Annotated in this window: 14 protein-coding genes and 1 pseudogene; 8 read left to right on the top strand and 7 right to left on the bottom strand. The window is 63.2% G+C overall.

Annotation, left to right across the window (positions count from 1 at the left end):
* Positions 1-58: 58 nt before the first annotated feature.
* The 3 genes from AC1RZR_RS20215 to AC1RZR_RS20205 form a co-directional block, all read right to left on the bottom strand.
* Positions 59-1,432, bottom strand: a complete 1,374-nt coding sequence (locus AC1RZR_RS20215; RefSeq protein WP_481825740.1) for a class II 3-deoxy-7-phosphoheptulonate synthase — start codon at positions 1,430-1,432, stop codon at positions 59-61.
* Between the two features lie 216 nt (positions 1,433-1,648).
* Positions 1,649-5,140, bottom strand: coding sequence for a transcription-repair coupling factor (gene mfd / locus AC1RZR_RS20210; RefSeq protein WP_481825739.1), 3,492 nt, complete (start codon positions 5,138-5,140; stop codon positions 1,649-1,651).
* A gap of 71 nt (positions 5,141-5,211) precedes the next feature.
* Positions 5,212-5,499 carry a succinate dehydrogenase assembly factor 2 gene (locus AC1RZR_RS20205; RefSeq protein ID WP_477277307.1) on the bottom strand — a complete coding sequence of 96 codons (288 nt, stop codon included), beginning with the start codon at positions 5,497-5,499 and terminating at the stop codon, positions 5,212-5,214.
* A gap of 92 nt (positions 5,500-5,591) precedes the next feature.
* Here AC1RZR_RS20205 and recG point away from each other — a divergent pair, with 92 nt between their 5' ends.
* Positions 5,592-7,700, top strand: a complete 2,109-nt coding sequence (gene recG, locus AC1RZR_RS20200) for an ATP-dependent DNA helicase RecG (protein WP_477277309.1) — start codon at positions 5,592-5,594, stop codon at positions 7,698-7,700.
* On the opposite strand, the gene AC1RZR_RS20195 is transcribed toward recG, so the two are convergent.
* Both AC1RZR_RS20195 and glmS read right to left on the bottom strand, forming a co-directional pair.
* Entirely contained in the window at positions 7,652-8,407 is a 756-nt protein-coding gene (locus AC1RZR_RS20195; RefSeq protein WP_477277311.1) for a DUF502 domain-containing protein, read from the bottom strand. The genes recG and AC1RZR_RS20195 overlap by 49 nt on opposite strands.
* Positions 8,408-8,578: 171 nt before the next feature.
* Positions 8,579-10,402 (bottom strand): glutamine--fructose-6-phosphate transaminase (isomerizing), encoded by a 1,824-nt coding sequence (gene glmS, locus AC1RZR_RS20190; RefSeq protein ID WP_481825738.1) that lies wholly within the window; start codon positions 10,400-10,402, stop codon positions 8,579-8,581.
* Positions 10,403-10,611: 209 nt separating this feature from the next.
* On the opposite strand from glmS, the pseudogene AC1RZR_RS20185 reads away from it, so the two are divergent.
* Positions 10,612-10,925, top strand: a pseudogene (locus tag AC1RZR_RS20185) (ADP-ribosylation/crystallin J1).
* Here AC1RZR_RS20185 and glmU read toward each other — a convergent pair.
* Both glmU and AC1RZR_RS20175 read right to left on the bottom strand, forming a co-directional pair.
* The gene (gene glmU / locus AC1RZR_RS20180; RefSeq protein ID WP_481825737.1) at positions 10,922-12,298 is read right to left on the bottom strand and encodes a bifunctional UDP-N-acetylglucosamine diphosphorylase/glucosamine-1-phosphate N-acetyltransferase GlmU; all 1,377 of its coding nucleotides are present in this window, start codon (positions 12,296-12,298) and stop codon (positions 10,922-10,924) included. The pseudogene AC1RZR_RS20185 and the gene glmU overlap by 4 nt on opposite strands.
* Before the next feature lie 153 nt (positions 12,299-12,451).
* The gene (locus AC1RZR_RS20175) at positions 12,452-13,198 is read right to left on the bottom strand and encodes a cytochrome c biogenesis CcdA family protein (protein WP_481825736.1); all 747 of its coding nucleotides are present in this window, start codon (positions 13,196-13,198) and stop codon (positions 12,452-12,454) included.
* A gap of 181 nt (positions 13,199-13,379) precedes the next feature.
* Here AC1RZR_RS20175 and AC1RZR_RS20170 point away from each other — a divergent pair, with 181 nt between their 5' ends.
* From AC1RZR_RS20170 to AC1RZR_RS20145, 6 genes are all read left to right on the top strand, one after another.
* Positions 13,380-13,757, top strand: coding sequence for a COG4315 family predicted lipoprotein (locus AC1RZR_RS20170; RefSeq protein WP_477277318.1), 378 nt, complete (start codon positions 13,380-13,382; stop codon positions 13,755-13,757).
* A gap of 365 nt (positions 13,758-14,122) precedes the next feature.
* Complete coding sequence (gene topA, locus AC1RZR_RS20165; protein ID WP_481825735.1) at positions 14,123-16,759, top strand: type I DNA topoisomerase; 2,637 nt, start codon at positions 14,123-14,125, stop codon at positions 16,757-16,759.
* 6 nt (positions 16,760-16,765) lie between these two features.
* Positions 16,766-19,072 (top strand): ribonuclease R, encoded by a 2,307-nt coding sequence (gene rnr, locus AC1RZR_RS20160; protein WP_481825734.1) that lies wholly within the window; start codon positions 16,766-16,768, stop codon positions 19,070-19,072.
* Positions 19,072-19,518: a DUF983 domain-containing protein gene (locus AC1RZR_RS20155; protein ID WP_481825733.1), complete on the top strand. Its 447-nt coding sequence runs from the start codon at positions 19,072-19,074 to the stop codon at positions 19,516-19,518. Before rnr ends, AC1RZR_RS20155 begins: the two co-directional genes overlap by 1 nt.
* Before the next feature lie 85 nt (positions 19,519-19,603).
* Positions 19,604-20,344, top strand: a complete 741-nt coding sequence (locus AC1RZR_RS20150; protein WP_481825732.1) for an NUDIX hydrolase — start codon at positions 19,604-19,606, stop codon at positions 20,342-20,344.
* Positions 20,345-20,367: 23 nt separating this feature from the next.
* On the top strand, positions 20,368-21,546 hold the full coding sequence (locus AC1RZR_RS20145; RefSeq protein ID WP_481825731.1) for an MFS transporter: 1,179 nt from the start codon (positions 20,368-20,370) through the stop codon (positions 21,544-21,546).
* The last annotated feature ends 34 nt before the right edge of the window (positions 21,547-21,580 follow it).

The raw sequence follows: 21,580 nt of genomic DNA, 5'->3' as shown, positions 1-21,580 counted from the left end.
AAAAAAAGCGCCGGATCTCTCTAGCGCTTTTTCTGTCGACGTCAGGCCGAAATCAAGCTCAGCCGTTAACGGCCTGCTTGTGCTGCACCGGGTGGCTCTTCTTCAACAGGTCCGAGACCAGGAAGGCCAGTTCGATCGCCTGGTCGGCGTTGAGGCGTGGGTCGCAATGGGTGTGGTAGCGGTCCTGCAACTCCTCGGCGGTGATGGCGCGCGCGCCACCGGTGCATTCTGTCACGTTCTTGCCGGTCATCTCGACATGGATGCCGCCCGGATGCGTGCCTTCGGCACGGTGCACCTCGAAGAAGGTCTGCACTTCCTTCAGGATGCGGTCGAACGGCCGAGTCTTGTAGCCGGCGGCTTCGATCGTGTTGCCGTGCATCGGGTCGGACGACCACACCACGCTGCTGCCTTCCTTCTGCACCGCGCGCACCAGCTTCGGCAGATGGTCGGCGACCTTGTCGGAGCCGAAGCGTGCGATCAGCGTCAGCCGGCCCGGCTCGTTTTCGGGGTTGAGCAGGTCGATCAGTTCCAGCAACCCATCCGGCGTCAGCGACGGGCCGCATTTCAGGCCAAGCGGGTTCTTGATGCCGCGGCAATATTCGACATGCGCATGGTCGGGTTGGCGGGTGCGATCGCCGATCCAGATCATATGACCTGACGTGGCGTACCAGTCGCCGGAGGTCGAATCGACGCGGGTCAACGCCTCCTCGTAGCCGAGCAGCAGCGCCTCGTGGCTGGTGTAGAAATCGGTCTCGCGCAGCGCGTAATTGGTTTCCGAGGTGATGCCGACGGCCTTCATGAAGTCCATAGTCTCGGTGATGCGGTTGGCGAGCTCACCGTACTTCTCGCCTTGCGGGCTGTCGGACACGAAGCCGAGCATCCAGCTATGCACATTCTCCAGGCTGGCATAGCCGCCCTGTGCGAAGGCGCGCAGTAGGTTGAGCGTTGCCGCCGACTGGCGGTACGCCATTTCCTGGCGGGCAGGATCCGGAATGCGCGACTTGGCATCGAACTCGATGCCGTTGATGATGTCGCCGCGATAGCTGGGCAGCGTCACATCGCCCTTGGTCTCGTTATCGGACGAGCGCGGCTTGGCGAACTGGCCGGCAACACGGCCGACCTTCACCACCGGCTGCGCGCCGGCGAAGGTCAGCACCACCGACATCTGAAGGAAGACGCGGAAGAAGTCGCGGATGTTGTCCGCGCCATGTTCGGCAAAACTTTCGGCGCAATCGCCGCCCTGCAGAAGGAATGCGTCACCGGCAGCGACCGCTGCAAGCTGCTTCTTCAGCTTGCGCGCCTCACCTGCAAAAACCAGCGGCGGAAAGGTTGCGAGCTGGGCTTCCGTGTTCTTCAGCGCGGCAAGGTCCGGATATGCAGGAACCTGCTTGATCGGCTTTGCTCTCCACGAATTCGGCGACCATTTTGTCATCGCTGCACCCAACGCTCTTTCCGAGCAATCCCAGGAAAAGTGTGAAACGGTTTTCCGTCCGGAATCGCGTCAATAAATCAGGCGCGCGCCATCGCCCGCCAATCCGCCCCAAATGGGGATCGCGGCTCCATACACCAAGCCGATTTCCTATTCTAGACCGGATTTGGCCGCGTGGCGAATGGCGGAGCCCGGCCAGCCGGTGTCCCTATCCCCGCCCTAAGCCGCCACCAGCCGCGCCAACTGCGTCATGACGACCGCCGAACCCGCCAGCCGCTTCTCGGCCGTCGGCCAGTCGCGCACGAACACGACGCTGTGGTCGGGTCTGATCTTGGCCAGCGAACCCTGCTCGCCGATGAATTGGACCAGGCCGACCGGGTTGGAGAATTCGCGTTTGCGGAAATGGATGACGACGCCCTTCGGACCGGCGTCGAGCTTTTCCACATTGGCCCTGCGGCAGAGCGCTTTGATGAAGACGATCTTCAAGAGATGCTTCACCTCGTCCGGTAGCGGGCCGAAGCGGTCGATCAGTTCGGCTCCGAAAGCGTCGATTTCCTCGGTGTTTTCGAGGTCGCCGAGGCGGCGATAGAGCGCCAGCCTGAGCTGCAGGTCCGGAACATAGCTTTCCGGGATCATCACCGCCGTGCCGACGGCGATCTGCGGCGACCAGCCGCCATCCTGCACTTCGCCGGAATCCTTCACCTCGGCGACGGCCTCTTCCAGCATTTGCTGGTAAAGCTCGAAACCGACCTCCTTGATGTGGCCGGACTGCTCTTCACCCAGAAGATTGCCGGCGCCTCTGATATCGAGGTCGTGGCTGGCCAGCTGGAAGCCGGCGCCCAGCGTGTCGAGCGACTGCAGCACCTTCAGCCGGCGCTCGGCTGTGTCGGTCAGCTTGCGGTTGGCCGGAAGCGTGAACAGCGCGTAGGCGCGCACCTTCGAGCGGCCGACGCGGCCGCGCAGCTGGTAGAGTTGCGACAGGCCGAACATGTCGGCGCGATGGATGATCAGCGTGTTGGCGGTCGGGATGTCGAGGCCGGATTCGACGATGGTTGTCGACAGAAGCACATCGTACTGGCCGTCGTAGAACGCATTCATGATGTCATCGAGTTCGCCCGGCGGCATCTGGCCATGGGCCACGGCTACTTTCAGCTCCGGCACGGATTCTCTCAGGAAATCCTGGATTTCCGCCAGATCGCTGATACGCGGAACGACGTAGAAGGAGTGACCGCCGCGATAGCGTTCCCTGAGCAGCGTTTCACGAATCACCAGCGGATCGAAGGGCGAGATAAAGGTGCGCACCGCCATGCGGTCGACCGGCGGCGTGGCAATCAGCGACAGCTCGCGCACCCCGGTCAGCGCCAGTTGCAGCGTGCGCGGGATCGGCGTCGCCGACAGCGTCAGCACGTGCACATCGGTCTTCAGATCCTTCAGCCGTTCCTTGTGCTTGACGCCAAAGTGCTGTTCCTCGTCGATGATCAAAAGACCAAGGCTCTTGAACGAGATCGAGGCACCAAGCAGCGCATGGGTGCCGACGACGATATCGACATGCCCCTCGGCGATGCCTTTCTTGGTCTCGGCCAGTTCCTTGGCACCGACCAGCCGCGACGCCTGGGCAACCCGGATCGGCAGGCCGGAAAAGCGTTGCGAAAAGGTCTTAAAATGCTGGCGCGACAACAATGTTGTCGGCACCACCACCGCCACCTGAAAGCCTTCCATAGCCGCGATGAAGGCCGCCCGCAGCGCCACTTCGGTCTTGCCGAAGCCGACATCGCCGCAGATCAGCCGGTCCATCGGCTTGCCGGCGGCAAGGTCGTCCCGAACCGAGTCGATCGCCGTCTGCTGGTCGTCGGTCTCCTCATAGGGGAAGCGGGCCGCGAACTCGCCATAGAGACCTTCCGCCGGCACCAGCGCCGGTGCGGCGCGCATCTGCCGTTCGGCGGCGATGCGGATCAATTGCCCGGCCATGTCGAGCAGGCGTTTCTTCAGCCGCGCCTTGCGCGACTGCCAGGCGCCGCCGCCAAGCTTGTCCAGCGTCGCCTCTGCCGAATCCGAGCCGTAGCGCGACAGGAGCTCGATGTTCTCGACCGGCAGGAACAGTCGGTCATCGCCGGCATAGTGGATTTCGAGGCAGTCATGCGGTGCGCCAACCGCTTCGATGGTGCGCAGGCCAATGAATCGGCCGATGCCGTGGTCGGCGTGGACGACAATGTCGCCGGCTGACAGTGCGGAAGCTTCGGCAATGAAGTCGGAAGCCCGTTTCTTGCGCTTCGAACGCCGGATCAGCCGGTCACCGAGAATGTCCTGTTCGGCGACGACGACCAGTCCTTCGGTCTCGAAACCGGATTCCAGCGGCAGCACGGCAAGAGCCGCCTGCCCCGGCTCGAGCTGTTCGGCTTCCGCCAGCGTGGCAACCTGCTTGAGATTGCCGAGGTGGTGCTCGCTGAGGATCTGGCCAAGCCGGTCGAGCGAGCCTTCGGTCCAACCGGCAATGACGACCCGACGGCGCGCAGCGCGCTCGTCGGCGATGTGTTTGACGACGATATCGAAGACATTGATGCTGGGGTCGGCGCGTTCCCCAGCGAAGCTGCGGCCATGGCGCGAACCGGCGTGGTAGACCTTTTTCGCCCCAGCGTCAGGCGCATCGAAGGGCGTAAAGTCGATCGCCTCGCGCGGTCCGAGCGAGGCAATCAGGTTTTCCGGCGAGAGATAGAGCAGGTCCGGCGGCACCGGCTTGTAGGGCACGGCATCCTTCAGCGCGCTGTCGGCCTGCTTTTTGCGAGCCTCGTAGTGATCGAGGATCAGCGTGTGGCGTTCGGCGAGCGCCTCATGCGCCAGATGATCAAACACAACAGGCGTGTCAGGCAAATAGTCGAACACGGTTTCCAGCCGCTCGTAGAAGAACGGCAGCCAGTGCTCCATGCCGGCGAACCGCCTGCCCTCGCTGACCGCAGCATAGAGCCCGTCGTCGCGCTGCGGTGCGCCAAAGGCTTCGATATAGGAGCGGCGGAAGCGGCTGATGGTTTCCGGCGTCAGCGCCACCTCGCTCATCGCCTGCAGCGCCATCGACTTGCGCTGGCCGGTGGTGCGCTGGGTGCCTGCGTCAAAGACCCGGATCGATTCAAGCGTGTCGCCAAAGAAGTCGAGCCTGAGCGCTTCGGTCCAGCCGGGGGCGAAGAGGTCGAGGATGCCGCCGCGCACGGCGAACTCACCGATGCCGCGCACGGTCGGCACGCGCTCGAAACCGGACGTTTCCAGCCGCGATATGAGCACATTCATGTCGATCTGGTTGCCGGGCCTGGCATGAAAGGTCTGTGCCTCGACCAGTTCCGCCGGCGGAATACGCTGCAGCAGCGCATTGGCGGTGGTGAGGATGACGGCGCGGTGTGGCTTCTTCGCCAGCGCGATCATGGCGGTCAGCGCATCGAGGCGCTTGGCGGCGGCATCCGAGCCGGGCGAGACGCGGTCATAGGGCAAGCAATCCCAGGCCGGCAGTTCCAAGACGGGAAGGCCGGGGGCCGCAAAGGACAATGCTTCGATGATCGCCGGCAGGCGCTGGCCGTCACGCGCCACGAACAGCACCGGCTTGTCGGGTGCGATCTCGAGTGCCGCCTGCACCAGCGCAAAGGCTTCGTAGCCGTCGGCGACGCCGTCGACGATGAACTGGCCGGCGCGGCCTTTCGGCAGGCCGATTTTGGGAATGAGGCTCATGAAATCACTGTCTTGTCTGTCGCATTTCCGGATGGAAAACCGCTTCGCACTTTTCCTGGAATTGCATGTGTTCAGAATGTCATGGAGTGGCGAAAAGCCAGGATCTTTTGCAGGACGGCACAATCGACATCCCGGGGAACCGGACGTTCGCCGGTGACCATGGGCAGGAATTCGGTGTCGGGAATGTCGAGGAGCCGCTCATATTGGTCGATTTCCTCGCCGGTCAAGGCGCCGATCTGGGCGTCGGCGAAGGTGCCGAGGATCAGGTCCATCTCGCGCATGCCGCGATGCCAGGAACGAAACAAAAGCTTGCGGCGGTGGGCGTCGAGCCCCTCGCTTGATCGTGTCGTTCCGGTCATTGTGCCGCGTCCTTACTTGCTGCGGCGCATATAGCGTGGATAGAAGGGGCTGTCAGCCTTGCGCTGCAGCCGTCGCGACATAAGCTGACATCATGCGTCCTTCCATCCTCGATCCGCTGTTTGTCCCGATCACCTCGCTGGCCGGCGTCGGACCGAAGGTCGGCACCCTGATCGAGAAAGTGGTTGCGGCCGATCTCGGTGATCGCGCAGCACGCGCCGGCGACCTTCTGTTCGTGCTGCCGCATACCGTCATCGACCGCCGCAACCGGCCGGGCATCGCGCTCGCACCCGAGGGCGCGATCGTCACACTCGAGGTGCGCATCGACCGCCACCAGCCGCCGCCGCGCGGCAACAGGTCGGTGCCCTACCGGGTCTACGCCCATGACGACACCGGCGAGATCGCACTGACCTTCTTCCATGCCCATGCTTCCTATCTCGAAAAGGCAATGCCCGAAGGCGAAGATGTCGTGGTCTCGGGCCGCATGGAATGGTTCAACGGCCGCCCGACCATGGTCCACCCCGACCACATCGCGCTGGCCAGCGAAGCGGAAAACCTGCCGCTCGTCGAACCGGTCTATCCGCTCACCGCCGGGCTCTCGGGCAAGGTGCTGCGCCGGGCGATCGGCCAGGCACTGGCGCGCTTGCCCGTATTGGCCGAATGGCAGGACGGCGCCTTCATGCGCCGGCACAGTTTTGCCCCCTTTGGCGATGCGCTCGCCCGCATCCACAATCCGGCCGACCCGATCGATGTCGCCATCGATGGCGCCGCGTGGCGACGCCTTGCCTATGACGAATTGCTGGCGGGCCAGGTCTCGCTGGCGCTGGTGCGGGCAAAAATCCGCCGCCTGTCCGGCCGTCCTCTGGTCGGCGACGGCAGCATCGTCGAGAAACTGCGCGCCGCACTCCCCTATTCGCTGACCGCCAGCCAGGAATTCGCGCTCGCCGAAATCAATGCCGATCTCGCCGATCCCGAGCGCATGCTCCGGCTCCTGCAAGGCGATGTCGGCTCCGGCAAGACGGTCGTCGCGCTGCTGGCCATGGCGCGTGCGGTCGAGGCCGGCGGCCAGGCAGCACTGATGGCGCCGACCGAAATCCTGGCGCGCCAGCATTTGGCGACGATCGCGCCGCTTGCCGCCAAAGTCGGGCTGCGTATCGCTATCCTCACGGGGCGCGAGAAAGGTCGCGAGCGCACCGAGACGCTGGCCGGCCTGGCGAGCGGCGAGATCGACATCGTCGTCGGCACCCACGCGCTGTTCCAGGAGACGGTCACATTCCACGATCTGGTCTTCGCCGTCATCGACGAGCAGCATCGCTTCGGCGTCCATCAGCGGCTTGCCATCACCGCCAAGGGCGATGCGCCTGACATGCTGGTGATGACGGCCACGCCGATCCCGCGCACGCTGGTATTGACCGCCTTCGGCGACATGGATGTGTCGAAGCTGACGGAAAAACCGGCCGGCCGGCAACCGATCCGCACCGTAACGCTGCCGCTCGAGCGACTCGATGAACTGGTCGGCCGCATGGTCGACGCGGTTGCCGGCGGCCAGAAGATCTACTGGATCTGTCCGCTGGTCGAGGAATCCGAAGAGATCAAGCTGATGTCGGCCGAGGACCGTTTTGCCTCTCTCAAACCGTTGTTCGGGGACCGCATCGGTCTCGTCCACGGCCGCATGAAGGGCGCCGACAAGGACGAGGCGATGCGCGCCTTCAAGCAGGGCGAGACACGCATCCTGATCGCCACCACGGTGATCGAGGTCGGCGTCGACGTGCCAGATGCCACCGTCATGGTCATCGAGCATGCCGAGCGCTTTGGCCTCGCCCAGTTGCACCAGTTGCGCGGCCGCGTCGGGCGCGGTGACATCAAGTCCTCCTGCGTGCTGCTCTACAAGGACCCGCTCGGCGAGACCGCAAAGCGCCGGCTGTCGGTGATGCGCGAGACCGAGGACGGTTTCCTGATCGCCGAAGAGGACCTGAAGCTGCGCGGCGAAGGCGAACTGCTGGGCACCCGCCAGTCCGGCACGCCTGGTTTCCAGGTGGCGCGTATCGAGGCGCATGCCGACCTTTTGGAGGCTGCCCGCGATGATGCCAGGCTGATCCTGTCACGCGACCCTGAGCTGCAATCCGAGCGGGGCGAGGCGTTGCGCCTGTTGCTTTATTTGTTCGGCCGCGACGAAGCCGTCCGGCTCCTGCGCGCCGGCTGAGCCAGGGCGGCAACCGACGGGTTGGCAAGCTCTCCATTAATCGGCTCGCCGTTCACGACGACCATTTGCTTGACCTCGGGCGCCACCAGTCCGGCCGAGACGATCAGCTTGGCGCCATCTTCGATCGTCATGTCGAGCAGCACGATGTCGGACTTCGGCACATACATCAGGAATCCGGTGGTCGGATTGGGCGTGCAGGGCATGAACACGGCGATCAGCGGATCGCCTTCCTGATCGAGCTTCTGGTTGATCTCGGTTTCCTTCTCGCTGGCGACGAAAACCAGAGACCACACGCCCTTGCGCGGATATTCGACCAGCCCGACCTGACGAAACATGTCGCCCTTGTTCGACAGCACGGTCTCGAAAATCTGCTTCAGCGAGCCATAGATGCCGCGCACCAGCGGCATGCGGCCAAGCAGCCGCTCGCCAAAGTTGACGATGGCGCGGCCGACAATGTTGGCCGTCAGAAAACCGATCAACGTGATCAGGATCAGCGCGACGATCAGCCCGAACCCCGGGACCGGAAACGGCAGGTAGCTGTCCGGACTGTAGCGGGCTGGAATATAGGGCTTTACCCACGAATCGACCCAGCCGATGAACGACCAGGCAATGTAAGCAGTGATCGCCAGCGGAGCGCAGACGACGAAGCCCGTGAGGAAATAGTTCCTCAGCCGGGTCATGCCGGAGGTCTTGGGAGCGTCGGACATGGTTCACCGGGCCGCGGGTTGCAGCGCAACATTAGAGCATGATCCCGAAAAGTGGGAACCGGTTTTCAGAAAAAGATCATGCTCAAAAAGAAAAACAGCCGCTGTGATGCAAATGCCATCACTCGGTCTGAACCGGAAGGCGCTTTGGAACTGCGAAGTTTTTGGAGGCGCCTATTCCACCGTCACCGATTTCGCCAGATTGCGCGGCTGGTCGACATCGGTGCCCATGAACACGGCGGTGAAATAGGCAAGCATCTGGATCGGCAGCGCATAGATGATCGGCGAAATGATTTCCGGCACGTCCGGCAGCACGATCGTCTCCATCGTCTTGACGCTCGTAAGTGCCGCACCCTTGCTGTCGGTGATCAGGATGATCTTGCCGCCGCGCGCCGCCACTTCCTGCATGTTCGACACAGTCTTTTCGAAAATGCGGTCATGCGGCGCGATGACGATGACAGGCATGTTCTCGTCGATCAGGGCGATCGGGCCGTGCTTCAGTTCGCCCGCGGCATAGCCCTCGGCGTGGATATAGGAGATTTCCTTGAGTTTCAGCGCGCCTTCCATGGCCAGCGGGAAATTGGTGTCGCGGCCGAGATAAAGCACGTTCTTGTAGTGGGCGAGGTCGCGCGCGATCTTTTCGATCTGATGGTCGAGCTTCAGCACCTGGTTGGCATAGCGCGGCGCTTCCGACAGCTCGCGCACAAATGTCTTTTCCTGCTCGCGTGAAATCGTGCCGCGCGCCACGCCGGCGCGCACGGCAAGCGATGCCAGCACCGAAAGCTGGCATGTGAAGGCCTTGGTCGAGGCGACACCGATCTCCGGGCCGGCGAGCGTCGGCAGCACCACGTCGGATTCGCGCGCCATAGTCGATTCGCGCACATTGACGACCGCGCCGATCTTCATCCCCGCTTTGCGGCAGTAGCGCAACGACGCCAGTGTGTCGGCGGTCTCGCCCGATTGCGAGATGAAGAAGGCAGCATCGTTCTTCGACAGCGGCATTTCGCGGTAGCGGAACTCCGAGGCGACATCGATGTCGACCGGCAGACGGGCGTAGCGCTCGAACCAGTACTTGCCGATCAGGCCGGCGAGATAGGCGGTGCCGCAGGCCGAAATCGCCAGCCGGTCGATCTTGGCGAAATCGAAAGGCAGGTCGAGCGGCTTGGACACGCCGCCGACAAAGTCGAGATAGTTCGCCAGCGTGTGCGAGATCACCTCGGGCTGTTCATGGATTTCCTTCTCCATGAAATGGCGCCGGTTGCCCTTGTCGACCATGAAGCTGGTCGACAGCGACTGCTGACGCTTGCGATCGACTTGTCTGCCGTCAATGTCGAAGATCGTAACGCCTGCGCGGCGCACCACCGCCCAGTCGCCATCTTCGAGATAGGTGATCGAATTGGTGAACGGCGCGAGCGCGATGGCATCGGAGCCCAAGAACATCTCGCCATCGCCATGGCCAACAGCCAGCGGCGGGCCGTTGCGGGCGCCGACGATCAGGTCCTCGTCACCCCTGAACATGATGGCCAGCGCGAAGGCGCCTTCCAATCGCTTCAGCGCCTGGTGCGCGGCCTCGACCGGCTGCAACCCCTTTGCCAGTTCTCGCGCCACCAGATGGGCGACGACCTCGGTGTCGGTCTGCGATGAAAAAGAATAGCCATCGCGGATCAGCTCGTCGCGCAGTTCGGCGAAATTCTCGATGATGCCGTTGTGGACGATGGCGACGCCGTCGGAAAAATGCGGATGCGCATTGGTCTCGTTGGGCACACCATGCGTTGCCCAGCGCGTGTGGCCGATGCCGATCGTGCCGTCGAGCGGATCGTCCTTGAGCCGGCGCTCAAGGTTGATCAGCTTGCCTTCGGCTCGGCGGCGGGCAAGCTGCCCATGTTCGATGGTGGCGACGCCAGCCGAGTCATAGCCGCGATATTCGAGCCGCTTCAGCGCGTCGACGATGAGCGGCGCAACCTGCGAGTGGCCGACAATTCCAACGATACCGCACATGCAGACAGCCCCCAATTCCCCATGGAAAACCAGCACTATTTAGGGATGGCCGGTCCGCCGCGAAAGTCACGTTGCATTTCGTCCCTTGTAACGGAACGCTTCTGCACGCATGCACCATGACAGACCGCTCTTGCAATCCGGTTACTGCAATCATTCGGTTTTTGAGCCATTCGGTTTCCGTTCGGGAAATGTTTGGCTAAGCTCCGACCATGAACGAAACCATATCAACCATTACACTCTGGCGCCCGGTCGGGCCCGAAGAACTGAAGCTCATCTAGGCTCCGGGATACGCGGGCATTTCCGGCGCGCCTGCCCGAACAGCCGATTTTCCATCCGGTCCGCCGTGCAGATCGCGCGCGACTGGACCGTGCGGGCGACCCGCTACAGGGTCGAGCACGCAGGCAGCAAGGCACATCTGGAATACTGGATACCCGCCGAAGACCTCGATGATTTCAACAAGGCCATCGTCGGCAAGATCGAGGTGACCGCCCCATCGACAAGGACATGGCCGGCTAACCGCTAATGGTCGGCGCCTGCAGCCTTCTTCTTCGCGGCCGCGGCCGAAGCAAAACGCTCGCGCAGTTCCTTGGCCTTGCCCGGGATCGTCTTCTGGCGGGCGCGGCCGAAGGCCAGCGCGTCGTCCGGCACGCTTTCGGTGATGACGCTGCCGGAGGCGATATAGCCGCGCTTGCCGATGCTGACAGGCGCCACCAGCGAGGAATTCGAGCCGACAAAGGCGCCCTCGCCGATGTCGGTGAAGAATTTCGAGTAGCCGTCGTAATTGCAGGTGATCGCGCCGGCGCCGATATTGGCGCCCGCGCCAACGCGGGCATCGCCGATATAGGTCAGGTGGTTGACCTTGGCGCCCTCCTCGATGGTCGCCTGCTTGACTTCGCAGAAATTGCCGACCTTGGCCTTGTTCTTCAGGTCAGCACCCGGCCGCAGCCGAGCGAATGGCCCGACCTCGCAATTCGAGGCGATCGTGGCGCCTTCGAAATGGCTGAAGGCATGGATCTTGGCACCGGTGGCGATTTTCACGCCTGGGCCGAACCAGACATTGGGTTCGACGATCGTGTCGGCGCCAATCTCGGTATCGTGCGAGAAATACACGGTTTCCGGCGCAATCAGCGTCACGCCCGACAGCATCGCGTCATGGCGGCGGCGCGCCTGCCAGATGCCCTCGGCCTGCGCCAGTTCGGCGCGGTTGTTGATACCGAGCGCGCTCTCGAAGCTGGCTTCGGTGGCAACGACATCGAGACCCTGCGCGCTGGCAATCTCGACGATGTCGGTAAGATAATACTCGCCCTTGGCATTGTTGTTGCCGACAGCGTCGAGCAGCGCCAGCGCCCGGCTGCCGGCCACTGCCATCATGCCGGCATTGCAGAAGCCGATCTTCCTTTCGTCCGCACTGCAGTCCTTCTCCTCGCGGACTGCGATCAGCTTGCCGCCCTTTTCGATGAGCCTGCCATAACCGGTCGGATTGGGTGGGCGGAAACCGATGACCACGACGGCCGCACCTTCGGCCAGTTTCAGCCGCGCCACTGTGAGCGCGTCGGCGTCGATCAAAGGCGTGTCGCCAAACATCACCAGGACATCGTTGTAACCCTTTGATATCGCATCGCGTGCTGCGAGCACGGCATGCGCGGTGCCGAGGCGCATTTCCTGCACGAAGGTCTCGGCCTTCGGCGCGAATTTTGCCGCGGCCTTGCGCATCTCGTCGGCGCCATGGCCGATCACCAGCGCCTGGCTGCTGGCACCCGCGGCCTCCGCCGCCTTCACCACATGAGCGACCATCGGCAGACCGGCTATCTGGTGCAGCACCTTCGGGATCGCGCTCTTCATGCGCGTGCCTTCGCCGGCGGCGAGAATGACGGACAGGCAGGATCTCTGGCTCATGGACGGACAACCATATGAAAAGGGTTGGGAATCAAAACAGGATAGCAGTGGCGCCATGCTGCACCAATGCGGTTAAATTCCGGTCAGATCGTAAAGCAGCTAGCTCTTAATCAGCGGCCCACGGCGCGCGCATTTCGCATTTGGGCAAAGAGATTACCCCAGCCGCCCCAGCCCCGGAAAATTCTCCAGCAGCCAGTAGGATGCGGACTGTACGCCACCGGTGAGGAAAAACACGCCTGCGACGACCAGCAGTGCACCGATGGCCTGTTCGACACGACCGAGATGGACGCGGAATTTCGAGAGAAAGCGCATGAAGGCGCCGGAAAACAGCGCCGCGATCAGGAACGGAATGCCCAGCCCAAGCGAATATGCGGCGAGCAGCAGCGCGCCCTCGCCCACGGTTTCGCGGCCGCCAGCAAGCGTCAGGATCGGCCCCAGCACCGGGCCGATGCACGGCGTCCAGCCGAAGGCGAAGGCCAGGCCCATGACGTAGGCAGCAACGGCGCTGGCGGGTTTTCCCTGCGGCTGAAAGCGCGCCTCGCGCGACAGCAATGGGATGCGTATGATGCCCAGGAAATTCAGGCCCATAAGAATGATGAATGCTCCGGCGATGAAGGCCAGTTCTTCCTGCCAGCTTCTCAGGAACTGGCAAATCGTTGAAGCGCCGGCACCCAGCCCGACAAAAACGGTCGTGAAGCCAAGCACGAAGGCAAGCGACGAATAGAGCAGCGCGCCGCGTGCCCCGGCCTTTGCCGTCACACCAGTCTCGCCACGGAAATCGTCGACCGATACGCCGGCCATGTAACAGAGGTAAGGCGGCACCAGCGGCAGCACACAAGGCGACAGGAACGAGATCGCTCCCGCCCCGATCGCGCTGACATAGCCGATATCCAATGCCATTCCTGATGCTCCGACGTATTGGCGCTGATATAGCGACGCGCAGGCCTGTCTGCCAATCACCATTGCGTGGCAAGTCGTCGCCCTGGCCAAGAAAATTGCGGGAAGAACCGGCCGCTCAGATGCGTTGACACAGAGAGGCCGCGATTTTCCGCGCGCTTCTCGATCACTCAGGGAGATTTCCATGAAAACGATCACAGTCGGGTTGGCCGCGCTTTTGCTGAGCACCGCCGCATCCTTCGCCGCCGATGCGTGGAAGGAAGCCGAGGTCAATGGCACCAAGATCTACACCGACGCCAACGGGATGACGCTATATACTTATGACAAGGATGAGAAGGGCAAGACCAACTGCTACGACAAATGTGCCACCAACTGGCCGCCGCTGAAAGCCGAGGCCGGCGCCAAGGCGGACGACGAGTGGAGCATCGTCGACCGTACCGACGGCACCAAGATGTGGGCCTATGACGGCAAGCCGGTCTACACCTTCATCAAGGACAAGAAGGCCGGCGATGTGACCGGCGACGGTGTCGGCGAGGTCTGGCACATCGTCAAGGCCGACTAAGTTTCTCGATCCGAGTCCTGCCGCTGGCGGGACTTGGCTGGCCGCCGGATATCCTTCCAAGCGCCCGGCAGCCAGCATCAATCAGCCTGTCACGACGTCGACCCCCGCGATATCCCAGCTTTTCGTCAACTCGGTGGAAAAATGAATCGGGTCGTTTCCACTGGCTCGGGACCGCCATCTCCCGAAGCCAAAATTCTGTGATTTTCTCCATACACTCTAAGAGTGTATTGCTGCGGACAGCCCTGCAATTTGGGCGCTTCCCCTTGACCGGATGCAAAAGCGCGGCCATGTGAGCGGCAACTAGAACGAGATTTCGTCGCGCGCAGCGGAATTCTTCTGCCGCATCACAGCTGATATGAGACCTCATGGACGTCGTCGTCGTCGAATCGCCGGCCAAGGCGAAGACAATCAACAAATACCTCGGCAAGAACTACAAAGTTCTGGCCTCGTTCGGCCATGTCCGCGATTTGCCGGCCAAGGATGGATCGGTGCGGCCGGACGAGGATTTCGCCATGTCCTGGGCGGTCGACACCGCCTCGGGCAAGCGGCTTGCCGACATCGCCAAGGCAGTCAAGGATGCCGACGGCCTGATCCTCGCCACCGATCCGGATCGTGAAGGCGAAGCGATTTCCTGGCACGTGCTGGAAGTGCTGAAGCAGAAGCGCGCGCTGAAGGACAAGCCGGTCAGCCGCGTCGTCTTCAACGCCATCACCAAGTCGTCGGTGTTGGAGGCGATGGCCAATCCGCGCCAGATCGATGCGCCGCTGGTCGATGCTTATCTCGCCCGCCGGGCGCTCGACTATCTCGTCGGCTTCACGCTGTCGCCGGTTCTGTGGCGCAAGCTGCCAGGCGCCCGTTCGGCCGGCCGCGTCCAGTCTGTCGCATTGCGTCTGGTCTGCGATCGAGAGTCCGAGATCGAGCGCTTCATCCGCGAGGAATACTGGCAGATCGCCGCCCTCCTCGGCACGCCGCGCAACGAGAATTTCGAAGCGAAGCTGACCGCCTTCGACCGCAAGAGGCTGCAAAAGCTCGACATTTCCAACAAGGCGCAGGCCGACGACATCAAGTCGATGCTCGAAGGCGCGACCTTCAAGGCGGTGTCGGTGGAAGCCAAGCCCACCAAGCGCAATCCCGGTCCGCCCTTCACCACCTCGACGCTGCAGCAAGCCGCCTCATCGGGCCTTGGCTTCTCGGCCAGCCGCACCATGCAGGTCGCGCAGCGCCTTTATGAAGGCATGGAGATCGGCGGCGAAACCACAGGCCTGATCACCTATATGCGAACCGACGGCGTGCAGATGGCGCCCGAGGCGATTTCGGCCGCCCGGGACGCCATCGCCAAGGAATTCGGCCCCAAGTACCTGCCGGAAAAGCCGCGCCAATATACCGCCAAGGCCAAGAACGCGCAGGAAGCACACGAAGCGATCCGTCCGACGGACTTCATGCGCACCCCCGCATCGGTCAGGCAATATCTCGATTCCGACCAGATGAGGCTCTATGAACTGATCTGGAAGCGCGCCATCGCCAGCCAGATGCAGCCGGCCGAGATCGAACGCACAACAGCCGAGATCGAGGCGGTCAATGGCGCCCGCACCGCCGAGCTTCGCGCCATCGGTTCGGTCGTTCGCTTCGACGGCTTCATCGCCGCCTACACCGACCAGAAGGACGACGATTCGGAAGACGAGGAAAATCGTCGTCTGCCCGAGATCCGCGCCGGCGAGCAGCTTGCCCGCCAGGCGATCAACGCCACCCAGCACACCACCGAGCCGCCGCCGCGTTACTCCGAAGCCTCGCTGATCAAGAAGCTGGAAGAGCTCGGCATCGGCCGGCCGTCGACCTACACGGCGATCCTGAAGACGCTCGAGGACCGCGATTACGTCACCATCGACAAGCGCCGGCTGGTGCCGCAGGCCAAGGGTCGATTGCTGTCGGCCTTCCTCGAAAGCTTCTTCAAGCGCTATGTCGAATACGACTTCACCGCGTCTCTCGAGGAAAAGCTCGACGAGATCTCGGACGGCAAGCTCGCCTGGAAGGACGTGTTGCGCGATTTCTGGAAGGACTTTTCCGGCGCCGTCGCCGACATCAAGGAGTTGCGCGTCACCGACGTGCTCGATGCGCTCAACGAGGAACTGGCACCGCTGGTGTTCCCCGCGCGAGAAGACGGCTCCAACCCCCGCATCTGCCCGAAATGCGGCACCGGCAATCTGTCGCTGAAGCTCGGCAAGTTCGGCGCCTTTGTCGGCTGCTCGAACTATCCCGAATGCTCCTTCACCCGCCAGCTCGGCGACGCCGCCAATCCCAATGGCGAGAACGGCAATGGCGAGGACGGCACCAAGGTCATTGGCAAGGATCCCTATACGTCTGAGGAAATCACGCTGCGCAGCGGCCGCTTCGGCCCCTATCTGCAGCGTGGCGATGGCAAGGAAGCCAAGCGTTCCAGCCTGCCCAAGGGCTGGACGGCCGAAACCGTCGACCACGAGAAGGCGCTCGCCCTGCTGTCGCTGCCGCGTGATGTCGGCCAGCATCCCGAATCCGGCAAGATGATCTCCGCCGGGCTCGGGCGCTACGGCCCGTTCGTGCTGCATGACGGCACCTACGCCAATCTCGACAGCATCGAGGACGTGTTCTCGATTGGGCTCAACCGCGCCGTGTCGGTGATCGCCGAGAAGCAGTTGAAGGGCAAGGGCGGCCGCAATGGCGGCACACCGGCAGCTCTCAAGGAGCTTGGTGATCATCCAGACGGCGGCGGCAAGATTGTCGTGCGTGACGGCAAATACGGGCCTTACGTGAATTTCGGCAAGGTCAATGCCACCCTGCCCAAGGGCAAGGATCCGCAATCGGTGACGGTCGAGGACGCGCTGGCGCTGATTGCCGAGAAGGAAGCCAAGGGCGGCGGCGGCAAGAAGCCGTTCCGCAAGGCGGCAGCGGCCAACGCCCCGGCAACCAAGAAAACAACAGCCAAGAAAACGGCGGCCAAGAAGCCGGCCGCGAAGAAAAAAGGGTAGGACAGCGTGGCGCGCAGGATCACCGGTAGAAGCCACGGCGATCCGCGCACCGCCGACACGAGGGCCAAGGTCAAGGACGACTATAGGCCGTCCCGTGACGAAATCCTGCGCTACATCGCCGAAAATCCCGATCGCGCCGGCAAACGCGACATCGCCAAGGCGTTCGCGCTGCGCGGCGACGACCGCATCTGGCTGAAGGATATCTTGCGCGACCTGCAGGACGAAGGCGTCCTGACCAAGGAGCGCAAGCAACTGGCCCGCGTCGGCGCCCTGCCCCACGTCGCCGTGCTCGACATTTTTGGCCGCGACGGCGACGGCATTTTGCTGGCGCATCCGGCGGAAGCCGTCAGTACGGGAGAGCCGCCGGTTGTCTCCATTCGGATCTCGCGCAGCGGCAATGGCCCGGCACCTGGCATCGGCGACCGCGTGCTGGCCAAAACCTTCCCGACCAACGAAGCGACGGGCCCCGCCTACACCGGGCGGGTGATGAAGATCTTCGAGAAGCGCAGCGATGCGGTTCTCGGCGTCTTTCGCATCCTGCAGGACGGCACCTTCCGTATCGAGCCGGTGGAACGGCGCCAGCCCGAATTGATCGTCGACAAGGAGTTCCAGAACGGCGCCAGGAATGGCGACCTGGTCGAGGTCGAGCCCGCGCGCGCCTCCCGCTATGGGCTGCCAAGAGCCAAGGTGCTCAACGTGCTGGGTTCGCTGACCAGCGAAAAGGCGGTCTCGATGATCGCCATCCATGCCCACGACATTCCGCATATCTTTCCGGCCGATGTCATCGCCGAATCCGAAGCGGTCAAGCCGGCGACGATGGATCACCGCGAGGACTGGCGCGACCTTCCGCTGGTCACCATCGATCCGGCCGACGCCAAGGACCATGACGACGCTGTCTTCGCCACACCAGACCTTGACGAGAATAACCCGGGCGGCGTGGTCGCCACGGTGGCCATCGCCGATGTCGCCGCCTATGTCCGCTATGGCACGGCACTCGACCGCGAAGCGCTGAAACGCGGCAATTCGGTTTACTTCCCGGATCGCGTCGTGCCGATGCTGCCCGAGCGCATCTCCAACGATCTCTGCTCGCTGCGCGAAGGCCAGGACCGGCCGGCGCTGGCCGTGCGCATGGTTTTTTCGGCCGATGGCCGCAAACTCCGGCACTCCTTCCACCGCGTCATGATGAAGTCGGCGGCGAAACTTGCCTACCAACAGGCGCAGGCCGCGATCGACGGCGTGCCGGACGACAAGACCGGTCCGATCCTCGACACCGTGCTGAAGCCGCTGTGGGACGCCTATGCGATCCTGAAGCGTGGCCGCGACGGCCGCCAGCCGCTCGAACTCGACCTGCCGGAGCGCAAGATCCTGCTCAAACCGGATGGCACCGTCGATCGCGTGATCGTGCCGGACCGGCTCGATGCTCACAAGCTGATCGAAGAATTCATGATCCAGGCCAATGTCGCAGCCGCCGAGACGCTGGAGGCGAAGAAGCAGGCTCTGGTCTACCGCGTCCATGACGCGCCTTCGCTGGCCAAGCAGGAATCGCTGCGCGAGTTCCTGCAGACGCTTGGCCTGTCGTTGGCGCGCGGCGCGCAGATGCGGCCAAGCCAGTTCAACGGCATCTTGGAGCGCGTGCGCGGCGCCGACAATGAAGGCCTGGTCAACGAAGTGGTGCTGCGCTCCCAGAGCCAGGCCGAATATTCGCCCAAGAACATCAGCCATTTCGGCCTCAACCTGAAGCGCTACGCGCATTTCACCTCGCCGATCCGCCGTTACGCCGACCTGATCGTGCATCGCGGACTTATTGCCGCACTCGGCCTTGGCCCAGGCGGGCTGACGCAGGACGAGGAAGCGCGGCTCGAAGACGTCTCAGTGCTGATCTCAGGCACGGAACGGCGCGCAATGGCGGCCGAGCGCGACACCGTCGACCGGCTGATCGCCGCCTATCTCGCCGAGCGCGTCGACGACCGCTTCGACGCCCGCATCTCCGGCGTCACCAAATCGGGACTATTTGTCCAATTGCCGCAGTATGGCGCGGATGGTTTCATCCCGGTGTCAACATTGAATGGCGATTACTATATATACGACGAAGCGGCCCGCTCCCTGTTCGGAGAACGCTCGGGCAAAGGCTACCAGCTCGCGGACCGAGTCGAGGTCCGGCTCGTCGAGGTGGCACCAATGGCCGGCGCGATGCGGTTCGAGATGTTGACCGACCCCAAGCCTTTACCGGGCTCCAAGCGGTCGTTTCACAAGGCCAAGGGCCGCGCCCGCGCGTCGCAATCGCGACCGGGTTCGCGCGGCAGGAGACGATGATGACAACAGCCATTGAAGAACAGGTTTTCGGCGGAGAACATCACTCGGGCCGGGCCGCCCGTCCGCTGTGGACGGCGATGAAGCGCGGCATGCTCGGCCGTTGCCCGCATTGCGGCGAAGGCAAGCTGTTTCGCGCCTTCACCAAGACCGTCGATAAATGCAGCGTTTGCGGCGAGGAACTGCACCACCATCGCGCCGATGACCTTCCGGCCTATCTCGTCATCGTCATTGTGGGCCACATCGTGCTCGGCGCCTTCATGGCCATCGAGGCGACATCGAGTCTGTCCACCTGGCAGCACATCGCCATCTGGGTACCGCTGACCATCATCTTGGCGGTGGCGCTGCTGCAGCCGGTAAAGGGTGCCGTCATCGGACTGCAATGGGCGTTCTATATGCACGGATTCGGTGGCGAGCAGGATGTGATCGAGCCCCATCCCGGGGTCTAGGTCAAAGTTGGCTACACTCGCTGGTGCAACATACCGACGTGAAAGGCTACTTTCGCTTGCCAGAAGTTTCCGCTAGGTCCTGCGCATGGACGGTATGGCCAAGGCGGAAGTCGACAGGATCGAGCGGAGCATGATCGCTCATAGCGACCGGCCTATCCGCCCACGCGACGCGGCGACCCTGATCCTGCTCGACCGCGAGGGCGATGCGGTGCAGGTCTTGATGGGCCGCCGTCACGCCAGCCATGCCTTTATGCCAGGCAAATTCGTCTTTCCCGGTGGCCGTACCGACCCTGCCGACAGCCGCATCCCGGTCGCTGCCGCATTGCATCCGGAGCAGGAAGCAAAGTTGATCGCGGGGCCAGGCCGCACAAGCGCCGCACGGGCCCGTGCCATCGCCTTGTCGGCCATCCGCGAGACCTATGAGGAAGCCGGGCTGCTGATCGGCCGCAAAGGTGCTTTCGCCACTTCCAGGCCCGATTGGCAGGGCTTTGCCGAGCACGAGGTGCAACCCTCTCTCGAAATGCTGCGTTTCGTCGCGCGCGCCATCACGCCGCCCAATCGGGTGCGCCGCTTCGACACGCGTTTTTTCAGCGCCTGGCGCGACGATGTCGCCGTCGAACTGCCGGGGGGCGGTCCGACCAACGAACTCGAAGAGCTGGTCTGGCTGCCGCTGGCCAAGGCCAGGGAAGCTGACATACCCGACATCACCCGAATGATCCTGGACGAACTGGAAAAGCGCCTCGCCCATGATCCGCTGTTGCGTCCGGGCGGTCCCGTGCCCTTCTACCGGCTTGTCCGCAACCACTTCACCCGCGAAATTCTGTAGAACATCGAGTATTCAGACATCCCATGACGGTCGATACCCAACCACAGGGCGACGAACGCGTACACTGGCTGCCGATGGTGGCGGCCATCTCGTCGATCAGCGTCGTCGGCATTGCCATCGGCCTCGGCATGCCGCTGCTTAGCGTCATTCTCGAAACGCGCGGCCATTCGGCTTCAATGATAGGCCTCAACACCGCTGTCGCCGGCCTGGCCTCGATCGCCGGTGCCCCGCTGGCCACGCCGCTCGCGGTGCGCTTCGGCGTTGCCTGGACCATGGTCGCCATGATCGCCGCCGGCGCCCTGGCCTTCATCGGCTTTCACTTCGCGCCGGATTTCTGGATGTGGTTTCCGCTGCGCATCGTGCTGCATATAGCGCTGACGGTGCTGTTCATTCTGTCTGAATTCTGGATCAGCACCTCGGCGCCGCCGCACCGGCGAGGCCTTGTCCTCGGCATTTACGCCACCGTTTTGTCGCTCGGTTTTGCCGCCGGACCCTGGCTGTTCGCCCATCTCGGCAGTTCCGGCTTCAGGCCGTTCGGCGTCATCATCGGTTTGGTGACACTGGCCGCCATACCGGTTCTGGCGGCGCGCAACGAGAGCCCGTCGATCTCCTCCGACGGCGAAACCAGCAATTTCCTGCGCTACATCTGGCTGGTGCCGTCGGCGACCGCCGCCGTGCTGGTGTTCGGCGCTGTCGAAACCGGCGGCTTTGCGCTGTTCCCGATCTACGGCAACCGCATCGGCTATTCCGAGGCCGACGCAGCCCTTCTCCTGACCATGATCGGCCTCGGCAACGTACTGCTGCAGATCCCGATCGGCATGATCAGCGACCGCGTCAGCGACCGCCGCTATCTGCTGATTGCCTGCGCCACCGTCGGCCTTGCCGGCACGGTCTTCATGCCCTTGTTTGCGCAGAATTGGCACCTGATGGCGGCACTTCTGTTCGTCTGGGGCGGCGTCGTCGCTGCCATGTACACGATCGGCCTTGCCCATCTCGGCTCGCAGCTTTCCGGCCACGAACTGGCATCCGCCAACGCCGCCTTCGTGCTCTGCTACGGCGTCGGCATGGTGCTCGGCCCGCAAGCGATCGGCATCGGCATGGATGTGTTCGGTCCGTCCGGTTTCGGCTGGTCGCTCGGCCTGTTCTTCGCCGCCTACATCGCCCTGGTCAGCGTCCGGGTGATCCGCAAGATCCTCCTGTAGCGCGGCACCACGCGCGTCCTGTATTTCAGCGTGG

Source organism: Mesorhizobium bavaricum, assembly GCF_056781655.1.
This window is presented reverse-complemented; position numbering and strand designations above follow the sequence as displayed.

Bases quoted from the DNA above. Each gene is read 5' to 3' on its own strand.
- AC1RZR_RS20215 (WP_481825740.1), bottom strand. From the start codon at position 1,432: ATGACAAAATGGTCGCCGAATTCGTGGAGAGCAAAGCCGATCAAGCAG.
- topA (WP_481825735.1), top strand. From the start codon at position 14,123: ATGGACGTCGTCGTCGTCGAATCGCCGGCCAAGGCGAAGACAATCAAC.
- AC1RZR_RS20205 (WP_477277307.1), bottom strand. From the start codon at position 5,499: ATGACCGGAACGACACGATCAAGCGAGGGGCTCGACGCCCACCGCCGC.
- AC1RZR_RS20150 (WP_481825732.1), top strand. From the start codon at position 19,604: ATGGACGGTATGGCCAAGGCGGAAGTCGACAGGATCGAGCGGAGCATG.
- mfd (WP_481825739.1), bottom strand. From the start codon at position 5,140: ATGAGCCTCATTCCCAAAATCGGCCTGCCGAAAGGCCGCGCCGGCCAG.
- AC1RZR_RS20170 (WP_477277318.1), top strand. From the start codon at position 13,380: ATGAAAACGATCACAGTCGGGTTGGCCGCGCTTTTGCTGAGCACCGCC.
- AC1RZR_RS20155 (WP_481825733.1), top strand. From the start codon at position 19,072: ATGACAACAGCCATTGAAGAACAGGTTTTCGGCGGAGAACATCACTCG.
- AC1RZR_RS20145 (WP_481825731.1), top strand. From the start codon at position 20,368: ATGACGGTCGATACCCAACCACAGGGCGACGAACGCGTACACTGGCTG.
- AC1RZR_RS20195 (WP_477277311.1), bottom strand. From the start codon at position 8,407: ATGTCCGACGCTCCCAAGACCTCCGGCATGACCCGGCTGAGGAACTAT.
- glmS (WP_481825738.1), bottom strand. From the start codon at position 10,402: ATGTGCGGTATCGTTGGAATTGTCGGCCACTCGCAGGTTGCGCCGCTC.
- recG (WP_477277309.1), top strand. From the start codon at position 5,592: ATGCGTCCTTCCATCCTCGATCCGCTGTTTGTCCCGATCACCTCGCTG.
- AC1RZR_RS20175 (WP_481825736.1), bottom strand. From the start codon at position 13,198: ATGGCATTGGATATCGGCTATGTCAGCGCGATCGGGGCGGGAGCGATC.
- glmU (WP_481825737.1), bottom strand. From the start codon at position 12,298: ATGAGCCAGAGATCCTGCCTGTCCGTCATTCTCGCCGCCGGCGAAGGC.